Origin of the sequence: Halonotius pteroides (genome assembly GCF_003605635.1) — an archaeon.
In the GTDB taxonomy this organism is placed as follows: Archaea; Halobacteriota; Halobacteria; order Halobacteriales; family Haloferacaceae; genus Halonotius; species Halonotius pteroides.
Map to the genome: position 1 here is coordinate 23,978 of NZ_QMDW01000002.1, position 16,219 is coordinate 40,196.

Genomic DNA, 16,219 nt, shown 5'->3' on the forward strand with positions numbered 1-16,219 from the left:
AAAGATTTGCACACTTCGACGGCCACTCAGCCGTCGTCTGACTGTCGCTCTTTTCAGCGATCACAACGCCGCCAGCGGCTGCACCGCTTTGGGGGCCACCGATGGTCGCCTCCCCTGGTCGATACCCACAAGTTCGGGGAACGAAAACGAACTGTATGAACTACGAGCGGTCACGCGAGCTGTACGGCCGAGCCCTCTCAGTGCTGGCCGGCGGTGTCAACTCCTCGGTGCGAGCAACCAAGCCGTATCCGTTCTTCATCGAGCGCGGGGATGGCGCGCATGTCATCGACGCCGACGGCAACAAGTATCTCGACTATGTGATGGGGTATGGCCCACTGCTGTACGGCCATGATCTGCCGGAACCGGTCGCCGCGGCGATCCAATCTCACGCCGCCGATGGCCCGATGTACGGCGCGCCAACAGAGGTTGAGGTCGAGCTTGCCGAGTTCGTCGCCCGCCATGTTCCGAGCGTTGAGATGATGCGATTCGTCAACTCCGGCACCGAGGCAACCGTCTCGGCGGTGAGGCTCGCCCGCGGCCACACCGGCCGCGACAAGATCGTCGTCATGCAGGGCGGCTACCACGGGGCCCAGGAGTCGACACTCGTCGAGGGCGACGCTGACAATCCCCAGCCGTCGACGAAAGGGATTCCCGAGGAGTTCGCGCAACATACCCTCCCGGTGCCGTTCAACGATCCAGCCGCCGCCGAAGCGGTCTTTGCGGAACACGGCGACGATATCGCGGCCGTTCTCACCGAACCGATTCTTGGCAACATGGGGATCGTCATGCCCGTCGGTGGCTACCACGAGACCCTTCGGGAGCTCTGTGACGATCACGGGTCGCTGCTCATCTTCGATGAGGTCATCACCGGGTTCCGGGTCGGCGGCCTCCAGTGCGCCCAGGGTAAGTTTGGCGTGACACCGGACATAACCACGTTCGGCAAGATCGTCGGTGGCGGCTTCCCGGTTGGGGCGATCGGTGGCCGCGCTGAGCTTATCGAGCAGTTCGCACCCTCCGGCGAGGTGTTCCAGTCGGGAACGTTCTCCGGGCATCCGGTGACGATGGCGGCCGGACTGGCAAATCTCGAGTATGCCGCCGAGAACGATGTCTACGACCACGTCAACAGTCTCGGTGAACAGCTCCGTGGTGGCCTCCGAGACATCCTCGCCGACCAAGCACCGGAGTACACCGTTGTCGGCACCGATAGCATGTTCAAGGTGATCTTTACCCGTGATGGCGCGGCCGACCGGGGGCAACAGTGTGGTGCTGGCTGTCGACAGGATTCGAACTGTCCGCACTACGATCACTGCCCGAAAACCGGCGCGGACGTTGCCGACGCCGACACCGAGCGGTGGGAACGGCTGTTCTGGCAGTCGATGAAAGATCAGAGGATCTTCCTGACGGCCAACCAGTATGAATCCCAGTTTATTTCCTATGCTCACACCGAGGCCGACATCGAGGAAACGCTTGCCGCCTACGCCGAGGCCCTGTAGGTCGCTGCCGGAACTGATGGCCTTTTAGACGGTGAGCCCAGAGAAAGCTGTATGTCAGCAACCACGACCGTCAGACTCGCAACGCGGGGCTCAGAACTCGCCCGCCGGCAGGCGACGACGGTCAAATCCACGCTCGACTCCCGTCGCCGGGAGGTGACGCTCACCGAGGTCGACACCCGGGGCGACCAGATCCGCGATGAGCTGATCCACCGTCTCGGGAAGACCGGCGCGTTCGTCCGTGCGCTCGACGAGAAAGTTCTCAACGGTGATCTCGATGCGGCTGTCCACTCCCTGAAGGACATGCCGACCGAGATGCCAGCCGAGCTTGTCGTCGCCGCCGTCCCCGAACGCGCGCCGTCCGGCGATGTACTCGTCACACCCGATGGCGGCGATATTGACGACCTCCCGGAGGGCGCGGTCGTCGGCACAAGCTCACTCCGCCGGAAGGCCCAACTGCTGGCCGCCCGCCCGGATCTGGAGATCGTCGCCCTCCGCGGCAACGTCGACACCCGCCTCGAAAAGCTGCTCGCACCGTCGCTGCAGCGGGAACACCAGGCGCGACTCGAAGCGGTCGGCAAACTCGACGAGATCGTCGGCGACGCGGCCGCGGTCGACAACGACAACGCTGACAGCGACACCGATAATGATGCGGACTACGACCGCTCACCCGAGGAGTGGTTCAACGATCGCAGCGAGCTCGAACGCGACGCGATGGGCCGGACGGTCGACACCGAGATGGATGCGATCGTCCTTGCGGAAGCCGGTCTGCAGCGCAGCGACCTGCTTGAGACTGTCCCAACCCACCGACTGCCCAGAGAGCAGTTCGTCCCCGCGCCTGGCCAAGGCGCGATCGCGGTGACCGCCGTCGATGACGACGTCGTCAACCAGCTTCGAGAGGTCGTCGATCACCCTCGCAGCCGGATCGAAACAACAGTCGAGCGGACGGTGCTGGCTGAACTCGGCGGGGGCTGTATCGCACCGATCGGCGTGAGCGCGATCGTACAGGGCGAATATGTTCACACACGCGCGCAGGTGCGTGGCCCCGACGGCGAGGAGACCGTGGAGGCGACCCGCGATCTGCCGGTCACCGATCACGCCGCGGCCGCCGCCGACTTCGCCGCCGACCTCCGGGGACGTGGTGCCGCCGAGCTCATCGAGGCCGCCGAAACCGCGGCGACCGCAAACGCGACAGGGACTCGGGAGGACAATGGCTGACGCCCCGGCGACGGTCTATCTTATCGGGAGTGGCCCGGGCGATCCGGAGCTACTGACAGTGAAGGCCAAACGCTTGCTGTCGACAGCGGATGTCGTCCTCCACGACAAACTCCCTGGCCCGGAGATCCTCGAAGAGATCCCCGAAGACAAGCGTGAGGATGTGGGCAAACGTGCCGACGGTGAGTGGACACCACAGGAGTACACCAACCGCCGGCTCGTCGAACTCGCCGAGGCCGGGCAGACAGTCATCCGGCTGAAAGGCGGCGACCCCTTTGTGTTCGGTCGCGGCGGCGAGGAGATGGAACATCTCGCTGCCAACGATATCCCCTTTGAGGTCGTTCCCGGGATCACCTCCGCGACCGCCGCCCCTGGTGTCGCCGGGATTCCGCTGACCCACCGGGATCACGTCTCAAGCGTCTCCTTTGTCACCGGCCACGAGGATCCAACGAAAGACGAATCGGCCGTCGACTGGGAGGCACTGGCCGACACCGGCGGGACGCTCGTTGTGTTGATGGGGGTTGGAAAACTCCCGCTGTACACACAGGCGCTGCGAGACGCTGGGGTGGCTCCGAAAACACCGGTCGCGCTCGTCGAACGGGCGACCTGGGCGGAGATGACCGTCGCCACCGGCACGCTCGATTCGATTGTCGAGGTCCGCGACGAGGTGGGGATCGAACCGCCGGCGATCACGGTTATCGGCGACGTGGCAGCGACCCGAGAGGCCGTTGTGGACTTTCTGTTGAATCGAAGCGACGACGAGCCCCACCAGGGCGGGGGGGAGCCATGAGCAGCGAGGTGCGCGTGGCCGTCTTCCGACCTGACGACGACCGGTTGACCGACGCCGTCGAGCTTCTCGATTCGCTGGGGGCGACACCGATCGCCGATCCGATGCTCGAAGTTGAGCCGACCGATGCGGTGCCGCAATCGGACGCTGACTACGTTGTTTTCACGAGCAAAACCGGGATTGAACTCGCCGCCGAGGCGGGCTGGCACCCCGGTGACACAACCCTTGTCAGTATCGGCTCTGGAACGACCGCCGCCGCAGCCGGGGCTGGCTGGACGGTCGACCGCGAACCCGAGACGTACAGTTCTGCCGGCCTCGTCGAGTTGCTGGCTGAGGAGGTTGCCGATAGCCACGTCAACGTCGCCCGCAGCAACCACGGTAGTCAGGTGTTGCTGGACGGTCTCGCCGACGCTGGGGCCGACGTGAGTGAAACCGTTCTCTATCGCTTGGTTCGCCCGGCCGATGCCGGCGACAGCACCGAGTTGGCGGCCAACGGCGAGCTTGCGGCGGTCGCGTTCACCTCCTCGTTGACGGTCGAACACTTCCTCGATGCGGCCGCCGACCGCGGGCTGCGGGATACTGTCATCAACGAGCTTGATGGGGCCGTTGTCGGCGCGATCGGCGAGCCGACCCGGGCAACCGCCGTCGATCACGGGATCGATGTCGACATCGTCCCCGAGGAGGCAACCTTTGACGCGTTGGCAACCCGGGTTGTTGAAGCCGCAGCACCAAGCTACACGGAGTGATCGGATCCCGACGGCGGACGAGAGCCGGAGGCTTATATCCGATACCGCACAACCCACAGTCGATGGCTTCGAGTCTCCCGGTTCCCGAACTTGCCGAGCCAGCCGCCGCCTGCGCCGAGCGGTTGTTGACGGCCGACAGCGTGATACTGGCCTCACATATCGACGCCGACGGGCTGACAAGTGCTACCATCGCGGCGACCGCACTCGAACGTGCAGGGATTCGGTTTGAGACTGTCTTTGCCAAGCAGCTCGGCGACGAGGAGATCGCTGGGATCGCCGCAACCGATCACGATACCGCGTTGTTCACCGATTTTGGTAGCGGCCAGCTCGATATCATCGCCGACCACGAAGCCGCCGGCGAGTTTACCCCGGTGATCGCCGACCACCACCAGCCGGCCGACACAACCACCGAGTACCATCTCAATCCGCTGCTGTATGGGCTCGACGGCGCGACCGAACTCTCGGGAGCTGGTGCAACGTATGTCCTCGCACGCGCGTTAGGAACGACCAAGTCGGCAACAGACGACGCGACCCGCTCGGCGACAGACGGCGGCGTGACCGCCGACGCGGCAGCGACCGATGAGCCGGCCCGAGACAACCGCGATCTCGCGGGCCTCGCCGTCGTCGGCGCGGTCGGCGACCGACAGGCCGGCGTCGACGGCCTCACCGGCGCCAATGAGGCGATCGTCGAGGAGGGGGTCGCCGCCGGTGTCGTCGAGGCCGGCACCGATATCACCCTCTACGGCAAGCAAACCCGTCCGCTGCCGAAGCTACTGGAGTATGCGACCGAAGCCCGGATCCCGGGGATCTCAAACGATACTGCGGGCGCGATCGACTTTCTCACCGATCTCGACTTAGAGCTCGAAACCGACGACGGCTGGCGGTGTTGGGTCGATCTGACCGATACGGAACGGCAGACGCTGCTCAGCGAGTTGATTCAACGCGCGGTTGCCAGCGGCGTCCCGGCCGATCGGATCGACAATCTCGTCGGGACGAGCTACCAGCTCGTTCACGAGGAGCCCGGCACCGTCCTGCGGGATGCCAGTGAGTTCTCAACACTGTTGAACGCGACTGCCCGCTACGAGCGCGCGGATGTCGGGTTGGCGGTCTGTCTCGGCGACCGCGCGGCTGCCTTCGAGCAGGCCCGAACCCTGCTTCGAACCCACCGCAAAAACCTCTCACAGGGCGTCGACTGGGTGACAAGCGAGGGCGTCACCACCGAGGACAACGTCCAGTGGTTCGACGCCGGCAACGAGATCCGGGCGACGATCCTCGGCATCATCGCCGGCATGGCCATCGGCGAATCAGGGATCCGCCGGGAGCTGCCGATCATCGGGTTCGCCGAGAAATCCACCGAGGAGATCAAGGTCTCCGCACGCGGGAACCACACACTCACCGCCAAGGGGCTGGATCTCTCAGTGGTGATGCGAGATGCCGCCCGCGCGGTCGACGGCGACGGCGGCGGTCATGACGTGGCAGCCGGGGCGACGATCCCAGCCGGCAAACAGTCAGCGTTCGTCGCTGTTGCTGACGAGCTTGTTGGTGAACAACTGTCGTCGTAAGGAACTTACTGACCGCCGATATCTCGGAACATCACGCGGTAGTCATCGGCTGATAGCGTGTCGGCGAGATCAAGTAGCTCGTCATCGAGGGCTTCGAGGCGATCGAGTAGCTCGTCGTACTCGTCGCTGGCGTCAAGTTCGGAATCGGATTTCTGCGATTCGAGCAGCGCGCGCTTCGAGGCCATCGACGCCGCCTCCTGTAGCAGGTCGCCGTACTCCGACCGGGTGAAGAGTGTGTCGACGGCCTCCATCAGTTCATCCCGTGTGACGGGTTTGAGGATATAGAGATCGAAGCCCATATCGATGATATCGAAGTCGGGCTCAACACCGGTGACCATCGCCACACGGCACTCCATCTCCTCCGCTTCGATCACGTCAAGCACGACTTCTCCGGGGTCGTCCGGGAGTCGCCGATCCAAGAGGACGGCATCGATCGAGTCCGGGAGTTCCTCGCCGTCCGGAGCGGCCTCGCCGTGAAGCACATCGATCGCTTCCGCAGCGGTCGTCGTCGTGACGACGGTGTACTCCGGTTCGAGGAACTTGTTGTAGAGATGGGTAACGGTCGGATCGTCCTCAACGACAAGAATAGTCTCGTCGCTCATCGACGGCCCACCCGCGATTGTAACCCGGTGTGTTCGACCGGTCGGACGCTAGCCACCCGCATATGTGTTATTGGGGTCATGACGCAGCATAAATCCGTGTCAGACGGCCGTCGGACGGCCTTGGATAACAATGCACGTTTGAGAGAAATAAAGCTATGCATGCGGGGGCCACAGCCCGCCGGAGCCGGTGGGCTCATTTACGGGGCGGTCATACGACCCTGCATGCCAGAGACAGTGCAGACCGGCGTCGACGGCCTTGATTCGATTCTCGGCGGTGGGATCGTCAACAACGCGACCGTCCTCGTCAGTGGGAACCCCGGGACGGGAAAGAGTCTCTTCGGGATTAACTATCTGTATTCGGGGGTTATCGATCATGGCGAACGCGGGATCTACATCTCCTTTGAGGAAAACGCGGCGGATATCAGGATGGCCGCCGAGTCGATCGGCTTCGATCGCTTCGGTGAGCTTGTCGACGACGATGAGATCAAGATCTACGACAAGCGTGAGATGCTCCAAGACGGCAACTTCACCGAAACGATGGATCGACTGCTGGAGGTGTTTACCGAATCGGAGTACGATCGGCTCGTCTTGGATTCGCTGACCATGTTCCAGCTGTTTTTCGAGGACGAACGCGAGAAGCGAACCTATCTGCTGAAGTTCTCAGATATCCTCAAACAACACGGGCTGACCTCGTTGTTGATCAACGAGCAGGGCGCGGTGTTCCCGGACACCGAGGTCGGCCTTGAGAACTTCCTCACCGACGGCAACATCTACTTCATCCAGACGCCGACCGACTCCGGGGTGAATCGGTACATCTGGGTCGCCAAGATGCGAAAACAGGATATCAACACCGACATTTTCCCGATGGAGATCAGCGACGGGGGGATCACCGTTTACGAGAAAGCCAGCGGCTTCTCGATGATGGCTGGGGAATCTGGCCCCGGCGGCGATGGGCCATCATTCTGACACCCCCCGTCAGTTTGACATCGTCCGCCAGACATCGTCAAGTTTGTTTTTGACCGCCGAGCGTTCGGCGATATCGATGGAGACACCGCCCTCGAAGCTGACCTCAACTTTGTCAACGTTTCGGCGATAAACCTTGATCCGGCGGTGTTCATCCGACAACGGCCGGTCGTGCAACGTCAGCAGATCGGCGTCGGTGAGTTCATCGATCCGCCGATAACAGGTGGCGATCGGCACGTCGAGTTCGTCGCTGAGGTCTTGAGCTGACTTCGGCTCCGTCGTCGCCGACAGGATATCCGTGTTGTACTTGTTGCCAAGCACCTCGATAAGCTCCTCCGATGCCATTCTGTGATAGCTACCAACGACTGGGCAAAAAGCGTATCGGTGGGGGGTTTGCTTCGTTTACGCAGCCGCAAGTATCAACACTAATATCGAAGTATCCGAGCATCGGTCAAGGCGTCGTTGATTAGTTTGTCGACGGCAATGGGTGAGAGGGAAGGCGGCGTGTTGGTAGCGTGTCGATCAGCGTGTAATAGCACGTCACGCAGTGAGCCGCAGGAATGACAGAGCAGTTGAGAGCCGAAGAGACATGATCTCGGCGGAGAGCCGGCGTCTATAGAGGCTGTGGTTGGAGTGCCGTGAAACAACGCGGCGTTAGATTTAAGACAATATATCCATAACATATTGACATCAGACTGGAGTGCGGTCGGTATCCAGTTGGGGGAACACACCATGTTCAGCACAGCAAGCCGGGGTCAAGTGGGGATCGGTACCCTCATCGTGTTCATCGCGATGGTTTTAGTGGCAGCTATCGCTGCTGGGGTGCTCATCAACACTGCTGGCCTCCTACAGGCGCAAGCACAGTCCACAGGTGAAGAAACGACGGCACAGGTTAGTGATCGCTTGGCAGTTACGCAGGTCGTTGGTCTCACTGAAGGTAATCAAAATATTACCAGAGTCAATTTGAGCGTCGGCCTCGCGGCAGGTGCAGATCCAATAAATGTGAGCCAGGCTAGCTATACAATTGAAACATCAGGAAATGCAACCGTAATAAGTGGAAATAACGCCTCAGCGGGTTCCGTCGTTAACCTCACTCAGCTCCAGGGATTCAACGGTGGGCAATCAAGCCCAACGATAATAGCAGATCAACAAGATATAATGATTGTTTCTATTGATCTTGGGGCCCTGGGTGGCAAGGAGGGCAATCCCGACAAATATGTGCTTGAATCTGGTGACGATATGACTGTCATTGCACAAGCTCCGGCAGGTGGTAGCACCTTCTCGCAGCTCCGCGCTCCAAGGCGTATAAATAAGGGAGATTCATACATTCTATCATAAACTGTTTGTTCCCCTCAACTGTGGTGCTTATCAACACTGCTGGCCTTCTACAAGCGCAAGCACAGTCCACTGGAGAAGAGACGACATCACAGGTTAGTGATCGGGTTGCAGTCGGCGAAGCAGTCGGGTTTGATGGCCGTGTTTAATCACTAGACTGCGTCGGGTTAGGTCACCAGAATAACGGCGTTGAAGCGAGAGACTGCGTAATGTGCCCACGCTAATCTCTCGCTTCACTGAACGAGTTACCTTCGCAGTCAAAAGAGTTGCCGATGATTGGAACGAACCTGCCGCCCCGGAACGGGGCGGCGGGTTCACTGATGCAGCGATGATATCCCTCCACTGTCTCCGGATTTACCTCAACACGACATACCGGATGACGATTGACCTGCTGACGGAGATGCAGCAAATATGTCGGGAGATCGGCCTTGAACCGGCCGATCTCCCTGATCATTCGACGTTATGTCTCGCATTCGATAGAATCGAGATGGAGGTCTGCCGGACGCTCTTGGAACAATCAGCACAGCTGCACAACACCGGCCCAATTGGAGCGATCGATGCGACATACTTCGAGCGCTCGCCTGCGAGCCGCTCGTACTGCAATAATACAAAGTACGACGTACAAGATCTCAAAGCGACGAAACTCGTTGATACAGAGACGAACGTTATCCTCGATTTGCACTGCACAACCACCAGAGAGGGGAGTGATGCCGACATCTGCAAGCAACTCGCCCGCAAGCACGCGGGCGAGTTGCAGGCTCTTACCGCCGACAAAGGCTACGACTGCACGTGGTTACGCGAATACCTCCGAGACGACCTCGGCGTACGGCCACTGATCAAGCACTGCATCAACAAGCCATACGATCACGCCCACGACGCCCGAATTGACGACGATCTCTACCACCAACGCTCCATGTCAGAGAGTGTCTTTTCATCGGTCAAGCGCTCGCTGGGCGTTGCCCTGCGAGCGCGGATCTGGTATCGAGAATTCCGTGAACTCGCGCTGATGTGTGCAGTTTATAACATCAAGAAGGCCGCAGAACAGGAGATTCCAATCCCTTCAGGCGATTAAACACGGCCGGTTTGATACGAATGGATCAACAAGAGTTGATAGTATAAACGTCTCAATGCGGCTGGCGGCTGGTGCTGATCCGATAAATCTCAGTAAAGCATCCTATACGATCGAAACTGATGGAACTGCGAGAGTAATTAACGGTAAAAATGACACTGATGGGCCAGTAGAATTCCATCAGTTGCAGGGACTCGATAAAAAACCGTTGATCCTGTCAAACCAGCAGGATTTAATGCTTGTTGAATTTACCCTCGTCAGCACAACCGATAATAACGCTAATGGAATAGATGGAATCAGTACCATTGAAGACGGTGATGAGATTACATTCATCGTGCAAGCTCCGGCAGGCGGAAGCACATTCGCCACATTAAGAGCGCCTGGACGGATCGATGCTGATGGATCTTACATCCTCTCATAACCCTTGTTCCTCCCACTGGGCCTTTCTAAACGCGGTTCGTTTCTTAATCTAGCTGCGATCTGTTTTCATGTCCTTGCGCGATAGCCAGCGAACTTACTCCAATGATATGGGGTGGTGAGTCGACCCCTCTAGTAGCCCTCCGTGAGAGAGATAAAACCCCACACCAGTGTCAAGGTCGGTCAACCACACTCGTTACTTTACACCAACCTCGTGTGCGTCGTCTATCTCATCTATTAGCTCCTGGGAGTCAAACGGTTTCGTAATATACCCATCAGCTCCGTGGCGGGCTGCTTTTCTCATCTTCTCTTTTTGTGAAACACTCGTTAGCATTACTATCGTGGCGTTTGGAGATATTTCTTTGATAACTCGTAACGCCTTGATCCCGTTCATTTCCGGCATCATGATATCCATTGTAACGAGATCTGGTTTATGTGATTCGTACTGTTCTACTGCTTCAATTCCGTTCTCAGCAGTCCCGATAACATCAACCCAGCTCGCAAGTGTTTCACAGATCATACTGCGTTGAAATGACGAATCATCTACTACTAAGACATTCAGGGTCATTATACGTTAAGTATCTATGCTGTCGAATAATACTTCTGGATGTGTCAGTTATGATACCGCATACCGGTAGGTTAGAATGAGGAATCTGTCGCACTTCTCTCTCACCGGTATATTTATTATTCAGGAACAGTAACAGGACTGTAACGTCTAACCCTCCGTGGGTTCAGGCGGGGTCAAAACCATGTTCAGCACAGAACGCCGCGGCCAGGTAGGGATAGGTACACTTATCGTGTTTATCGCGATGGTGCTTGTCGCAGCGATAGCTGCGGGTGTACTTATCAATACCGCTGGCCTCCTGCAAGCACAGGCACAACAGACAGGCGAAGAGACGACCGCCGAGGTCAGTAATCTTATTCAGGTCGGCGAGATTGTTGGTGAGGCTCCTAGTGGTAATGATAAGATCAAAAATATCAATCTGACTGTCCGTCTCGCATCAGGCTCCGATCCGATCAATATTACCAAGGCATCGTACACGGTGTCTACAAACGGCAATGCAACGGTGGTAAACGGCGATCCACAGAGTAGTGCTGTGGTAACTAAACTCGTAGGAAAACAGGGGACAGTCAAAGGCGAAGAAAGACCTGGTAGCGGTGATATGATCCTTTCGGAGCAGCAGGATTTTGTAATTGTCCAAATGAGCTTAGATAAGGGTGGTCTCGAACCACTTGAGAGCGACGGAGAGCTCCAGATTATCGTACAAGCTCCTGCAGGTGGGAATACGTATGTATCAGTCACAGCACCACGGCAGATCAACGGGGGTGAGTCCTACATTCTCTAACAGTGGGTGAGTCTATCGACTACTACGTGTAGAGTAAAACGCCTTGCTGCAACTGGGTTGGCGGCCCCTGTCGAGTGCTGCATGAGTTTTTGTGCCTCCCTTAGACAGTTATCTGTTGCTTTTTATGCATTATTCCGAAACGTTTGCTCATAAATATAGCGGCGCGTTTGTGAGATGCGGTAGTCAACTGCGTGGTTCACCTCAGTGCAGAAGAGATTCCGTTCTAACTACACTGTTATCAATTCAGATAATTTGACAACCAGTCTTATTACCACCGATTGTCACATATCAAATACCGTCTGGCCCAATACGGGCTCAGGCGTACCAAACCATGTTCAACACAGACGACCGAGGTCAGGTGGGGATTGGAACCCTCATCGTGTTCATCGCGATGGTGCTGGTCGCAGCGATTGCGGCTGGTGTTCTGATCAACACCGCAGGCCTCCTACAAGCACAGGCACAACAAACTGGTGAAGAGACAACCGCTGAGGTGAGTGATCTTGTCACCATCAGTGAGGTTGTTGGATCTGATAATAATAGCAAATCGACCATTGACGAGCTTAATGTGTCGATGCGACTCGCATCCGGATCCGACCCGATCAATATGAGTCGTGCATCCTACACCATCTCAAGCCCACGCGGTGAAGCTGGTGTTATCAACGGGAATGAAGATAGCAGCAGTTCACCTGTCTCATACGATCAGAAACAGGGGTTCGATGATCAGACTAGTGACGAATACATTCTGACTGAACAGAAGGATGTGATCATTGCTACTATCGATCTCACCGATACAGACGCAATATCACCACTCAATGAGTCAGAGCGTACGAAACTTGTCGTGCAGTCACCTGCCGGTGGGCAGTCATTCAAGGAGTTCCAAGCACCGCGTAATATCAATCAAGATGCAAGTTATATCCTGAGCTAGCTGATTTACTTTCTTTTTATATTTGTGTGAAGTTTCTACACGATCGATACCTCTGATGCGTTGTGTGTGGTCCAAGACAACAGTCGTTATTCGTGTACAGAGTAAGTGGATCAAAATCGCTGAGAGAGCCGATGATCCAAGGCAACAATTATTACTGTTGTACTAGTTGGACGCCGTATGGACAGACGGCGACTCTTGATGGCCGGTGGCACAGCGATGTCGGTTGGGCTAGCTGGCTGTAGCGGCTTGCTCGGCGGGGGGAGTGAGGAGGAGGGCCCAACAGAGCCGGAGATCGCTCGCATTGGGATCGAAACCAACGCCGGCGAAGGGCAGGTTACCGGGCAGATCACAAATCCGACCGACGAAGAGGTCAGTCGAAGCGTGTATGCCCGCATCTATTCGCAAGCGCAAGAGGTGAGTGCCCTGCGTGACCAGAGTCCTGAGGAGACGCTCTCACAGATATATAACGGGATTCCACCGGGAGGTGCCGGCGGAGCGATTCTGCTCCCGATCCCCGGTGTGTATACGATCAGCAGCCTCAGTGACAATATTGAAGCCGCGCTCATTATGCCGAGTGAGAGCCCTTCAGAATCGGATTACCAGTGGTATGGCCCCGGTGCTGAGACGCTCAACGCATAGTCACACACAGTAGGTTGGCAGTGGTAGTGCTGGTGTGTCACTGTAGTGTGTGGCCTCTACAGTAGGAACGCCCGTCTACCCGAGGACAACACTCTTTATCGCAACGACAGAAGCTACGCTTATGAGTTCGGATGATCCTGAGGACGACCCACAAGAAAAGGGGATCCTTGCGCCCGATGAGCTCGATATCACCGATCATCCGAAAGTCGAATCACTCTCGGAGGGTCGGTATGTTGTGTCACCCGACGACACACCCGTCGATCCGGAGCCCGGACGCCAAGACAGACCACGTTCGACCGAGTCACAACTCCCTGCCAGCGATGAAACATCGGACGACACGGACGACGAGAGTGAGGGAGATGCTGATGAGGATACCAAGCAGGAGCCACGCGGAAGCGGTGGTGGGGGTTCCAGTGACACCCCAACCGAAGGAGAGCAACCAGCCGACGGAAACGAGGACACAGCCGAGCCGCCAGCCGTCGAGTTGACCCAACAGACTGTCAGCCAGTTTCTCGCTGAATCGCTCACCGCAACCGAGACAGCCTACGGGTTCGACGCGACAGTCAACATCGAGGGCAGCGTCAAGCGCGGGCGGATGAGCTCTGACGATGTCACCGAAACCTTAGAGGGGTTGTTGCGGTGGTACGCCTCACAGACGACCGACGAGATGGATCCGGAAGCCACACTTGGGATCATCCTCGCCGGCAGCACACTCGAAGTCGAGTACCCGGTACAGAGCGTCTACGCCATGCTCAAGCGATATGAGCTCCAACCAGAGGATTCGATCGGCGATCTGTTGTCGGCCATCCGCGAGGAGGGGTCGTTCACCGTGCCACCGTCAGATGATCACTGATCGGCGTGTTACCGACAGCCAATCCGTGGATATCCCGGGTAGCCACCCGGTGATAGGCCGTCACGCCTCTCAAGGCTGATAGCTATAGGGGAGTGTTTATATTACCTCGGGTGTCCTATGTTCGATATATGGCAAAGCGTGTGATGATCGCTGACGACTCGGAGTTCATGCGGAACCTGCTCCGAGAGATACTCGAAGACGACTTCGAAATCGTTGGGGAAGCTGAAAACGGTGTCGAGGCGGTCAACCTCTACGAGGAGGCGAACCCCGACATCGCCATGATGGATATCGTCATGCCGATCCGCAGTGGGATCGAGGCGACAAACGAGATCACGAACAATGATCCCGATGCGAAGGTGATCATGTGTACCAGTGTCGGCCAAGAGGAAAAGATGAAACAGGCGATCAAGGCCGGCGCGTCAGGATACATTACGAAACCGTTCCAGAAGCCAAACGTCCTCAACGAGATCAACGACGTCATCCCGGCCTAGTATGAAAGTCGATATCCGGGAGCTGGGGCAGTTCAACCATCTCGCCTCCGAAGGGGCCAAACAGGCCGCCAAATCGTTGTCGACACTGGCAGGTATCGAGATGGATGTCGCTGTTACCGACGTAAGCCTCGTTACAGAGTCCGTTCTCGCGGAGACGTTCGCCGAGCGCTCGTTTGTCGGCGTCGAGCTCGGCTTACAGGGGGGGTTGGAGGGTGAAACGGTGTTGGCGCTCGAACGGGAGCGCGCACTCATTCTCCAAGAACTCCTGTTGGATGCGACCGACACCGACTACTCCTCGGAAGGGAGTACGTTGGCGAAAAGTAGCGTGACCGAGCTTGGCAACATCATGATCGGCGGCTTCATCGATGGCTGGGCGAACCACCTCGATACAGCGATCAACATGACGCCGCCGCGGTACACCGAGGCCAACGGGCCGCGCATCCTGCCGAATCAAGCCATCGAGGCCGCCAAAAACCATGGTGTGTTCCTCTTTGAGAGCAAGCTGTCGGGGATGGATGTTGATCTCGATTTCTCGCTGTACATGCTGCCGGAGTATCGGCAGTTTGTCCAGCTGTTGTCGGGCAACGACCAGGGCAACCAGATCCCGGTCAACCGACTCAGCACCTTCGAGGAGTTGGCCAAGGAGGGGGCGGGCAACGCCGCCGGCCAGATCGGCATGATGACCGGCCTCGACACCAACGTCGACGTGAGTCGGCTACGGTTTGTCCCACTATCTGGCGTCCCAAAACAGGTCGGCAACGACCAGTTTGTCGGCGTCGTCTTCGAGTTGACAGGGCTGCCAAGCGGGTATCTCGTCGTGTTATTTGACGAGAAATCCGCCATCACGATCGCCAACGCGATGATGCCCGGCGATTCGACGGAGGATGAGATCGGCTCGATGACCGAGGGCGCGATCAAAGAGCTCGGCAACATCATGACCAGCGGCTTTATCGACGGTTGGGCGAACGTGCTCCAGACGAGCATCGAACACTCCCCGCCAAACTTCGTCCACGACATGGGCGAGTCGATCATGAGCCCGGTCGTCGGCAAGCTCGGCCAACAGCAGGATTACGCTTTTGTCATCGATTCAACGATCGAGATCGATGGCAACGAGGGGCAGTGTGACATCTACGCGCTGCCCAACGAGCGAGAACTAGCCCGGGCGCTGTCGGCACTGCCGGCACAGGACTAATCGTCGGGAGGCGCTCGTGACACGGGATCGGCAGCGCAGAAGTAGCGCGCAACTGAAGCAGGTCGGTATCGCGGAGTACGCTGTAGTGACTGATGAGACGGTGCTGTCGACCAGCGGGGTTGGCTCGTGTCTCGGAATCGTCCTTCGAGACTCGTTCAACGATGTCTCGGGGTTGATTCACGTGATGCTCCCAACGGCAGAAGAGAGCCGCGATGGCAACCCTGCGAAGTTCGTCGACACCGGGCTCCCGCTGTTGATCGAGGAGATGGTTGAGGCAGGGGCGAGCAAACGACGATTGGAGGGCTGGGTTGTCGGTGGCAGCGAGATGCTGTCGTTTTCCTCGGATGGCGACAGCATCGGCGGTCGTAACATCGCCGCCGCGAAACAGGGCTTCAAACAGTACGGAATCGACGTTGCCGGCACCGATGTCGGCGGCAGCCACGGCCGGTCGATCCGCTTCGATCCGGCAAGCGAATCGGTGTCGATTCAGACAGCAGCGGATAACACAACGCAGACGATCTAACGTCTGACGGGAACTATCAACACTGATATGTGTCTGACGCTAGATATCAGTGTTGAGAGTTGGA

At 58.0% G+C, this 16,219-nt stretch carries 19 protein-coding genes and 1 pseudogene; 17 read left to right on the plus strand and 3 right to left on the minus strand.

All coding sequences use genetic code 11. The features are described 5' to 3' along the window. Positions 1-155 precede the first annotated feature (155 nt). The 5 genes from hemL (at position 156) to DP106_RS01565 (ending at position 5,800) form a co-directional block, all read left to right on the plus strand. Entirely contained in the window at positions 156-1,493 is a 1,338-nt protein-coding gene (hemL, locus tag DP106_RS01545; protein ID WP_120082846.1) for a glutamate-1-semialdehyde 2,1-aminomutase, read from the plus strand. A gap of 51 nt (positions 1,494-1,544) precedes the next feature. Further along, entirely contained in the window at positions 1,545-2,708 is a 1,164-nt protein-coding gene (gene hemC, locus DP106_RS01550; RefSeq protein ID WP_120082847.1) for a hydroxymethylbilane synthase, read from the plus strand. Then, positions 2,701-3,495 carry a uroporphyrinogen-III C-methyltransferase gene (gene cobA, locus DP106_RS01555; RefSeq protein ID WP_120082849.1) on the plus strand — a complete coding sequence of 265 codons (795 nt, stop codon included), beginning with the start codon at positions 2,701-2,703 and terminating at the stop codon, positions 3,493-3,495. Before hemC ends, cobA begins: the two co-directional genes overlap by 8 nt. Beyond that, a complete protein-coding gene (locus DP106_RS01560; protein WP_120082851.1) occupies positions 3,492-4,238 on the plus strand; it encodes a uroporphyrinogen-III synthase in 747 nt (248 codons plus the stop codon). The genes cobA and DP106_RS01560 overlap by 4 nt, the downstream gene beginning before the upstream one ends. A 62-nt stretch (positions 4,239-4,300) precedes the next feature. Continuing rightward, entirely contained in the window at positions 4,301-5,800 is a 1,500-nt protein-coding gene (locus tag DP106_RS01565; RefSeq protein WP_120082852.1) for a DHH family phosphoesterase, read from the plus strand. A gap of 5 nt (positions 5,801-5,805) precedes the next feature. On the opposite strand, the gene DP106_RS01570 is transcribed toward DP106_RS01565, so the two are convergent. Continuing rightward, entirely contained in the window at positions 5,806-6,402 is a 597-nt protein-coding gene (locus tag DP106_RS01570; protein WP_120082854.1) for a HalX domain-containing protein, read from the minus strand. A gap of 222 nt (positions 6,403-6,624) precedes the next feature. Here DP106_RS01570 and DP106_RS01575 point away from each other — a divergent pair, with 222 nt between their 5' ends. Beyond that, on the plus strand, positions 6,625-7,368 hold the full coding sequence (locus tag DP106_RS01575) for an RAD55 family ATPase (protein WP_120082855.1): 744 nt from the start codon (positions 6,625-6,627) through the stop codon (positions 7,366-7,368). A gap of 9 nt (positions 7,369-7,377) precedes the next feature. On the opposite strand, the gene DP106_RS01580 is transcribed toward DP106_RS01575, so the two are convergent. Next, positions 7,378-7,710 carry an ArsR/SmtB family transcription factor gene (locus DP106_RS01580; protein ID WP_120082856.1) on the minus strand — a complete coding sequence of 111 codons (333 nt, stop codon included), beginning with the start codon at positions 7,708-7,710 and terminating at the stop codon, positions 7,378-7,380. Between the two features lie 447 nt (positions 7,711-8,157). On the opposite strand from DP106_RS01580, the gene DP106_RS01585 reads away from it, so the two are divergent. The 4 genes and pseudogenes from DP106_RS01585 (at position 8,158) to DP106_RS01600 (ending at position 10,190) form a co-directional block, all read left to right on the plus strand. Continuing rightward, on the plus strand, positions 8,158-8,703 hold the full coding sequence (locus DP106_RS01585) for a hypothetical protein (RefSeq protein ID WP_449405080.1): 546 nt from the start codon (positions 8,158-8,160) through the stop codon (positions 8,701-8,703). 23 nt (positions 8,704-8,726) lie between these two features. After that, a pseudogene (locus DP106_RS16195) lies at positions 8,727-8,831 on the plus strand (flagellin); the annotation flags it as partial. Between the two features lie 80 nt (positions 8,832-8,911). Next, positions 8,912-9,772, plus strand: a complete 861-nt coding sequence (locus DP106_RS01595; protein WP_120082860.1) for an IS5 family transposase — start codon at positions 8,912-8,914, stop codon at positions 9,770-9,772. 55 nt (positions 9,773-9,827) lie between these two features. Next, positions 9,828-10,190: a hypothetical protein gene (locus tag DP106_RS01600; RefSeq protein ID WP_120082861.1), complete on the plus strand. Its 363-nt coding sequence runs from the start codon at positions 9,828-9,830 to the stop codon at positions 10,188-10,190. 192 nt (positions 10,191-10,382) lie between these two features. On the opposite strand, the gene DP106_RS01605 is transcribed toward DP106_RS01600, so the two are convergent. Beyond that, positions 10,383-10,754 (minus strand): response regulator, encoded by a 372-nt coding sequence (locus tag DP106_RS01605; RefSeq protein WP_120082862.1) that lies wholly within the window; start codon positions 10,752-10,754, stop codon positions 10,383-10,385. Between the two features lie 181 nt (positions 10,755-10,935). Here DP106_RS01605 and DP106_RS01610 point away from each other — a divergent pair, with 181 nt between their 5' ends. The 7 genes from DP106_RS01610 (at position 10,936) to DP106_RS01640 (ending at position 16,155) form a co-directional block, all read left to right on the plus strand. After that, entirely contained in the window at positions 10,936-11,532 is a 597-nt protein-coding gene (locus DP106_RS01610) for an archaellin/type IV pilin N-terminal domain-containing protein (RefSeq protein WP_120082864.1), read from the plus strand. 331 nt (positions 11,533-11,863) lie between these two features. After that, positions 11,864-12,457 (plus strand): archaellin/type IV pilin N-terminal domain-containing protein, encoded by a 594-nt coding sequence (locus DP106_RS01615; RefSeq protein ID WP_120082865.1) that lies wholly within the window; start codon positions 11,864-11,866, stop codon positions 12,455-12,457. A gap of 177 nt (positions 12,458-12,634) precedes the next feature. Then, positions 12,635-13,096 carry a hypothetical protein gene (locus DP106_RS01620; RefSeq protein ID WP_120082866.1) on the plus strand — a complete coding sequence of 154 codons (462 nt, stop codon included), beginning with the start codon at positions 12,635-12,637 and terminating at the stop codon, positions 13,094-13,096. 121 nt (positions 13,097-13,217) lie between these two features. Continuing rightward, positions 13,218-13,949 (plus strand): DUF7500 family protein, encoded by a 732-nt coding sequence (locus DP106_RS01625; RefSeq protein WP_120082868.1) that lies wholly within the window; start codon positions 13,218-13,220, stop codon positions 13,947-13,949. Positions 13,950-14,077: 128 nt separating this feature from the next. Continuing rightward, positions 14,078-14,440: a chemotaxis protein CheY gene (cheY, locus tag DP106_RS01630; protein WP_120082869.1), complete on the plus strand. Its 363-nt coding sequence runs from the start codon at positions 14,078-14,080 to the stop codon at positions 14,438-14,440. Position 14,441: 1 nt separating this feature from the next. After that, positions 14,442-15,632, plus strand: a complete 1,191-nt coding sequence (locus DP106_RS01635; RefSeq protein WP_120082870.1) for a chemotaxis protein CheC — start codon at positions 14,442-14,444, stop codon at positions 15,630-15,632. Between the two features lie 85 nt (positions 15,633-15,717). Further along, complete coding sequence (locus DP106_RS01640; RefSeq protein ID WP_240625306.1) at positions 15,718-16,155, plus strand: chemotaxis protein CheD; 438 nt, start codon at positions 15,718-15,720, stop codon at positions 16,153-16,155. Positions 16,156-16,219: the final 64 nt, after the last annotated feature.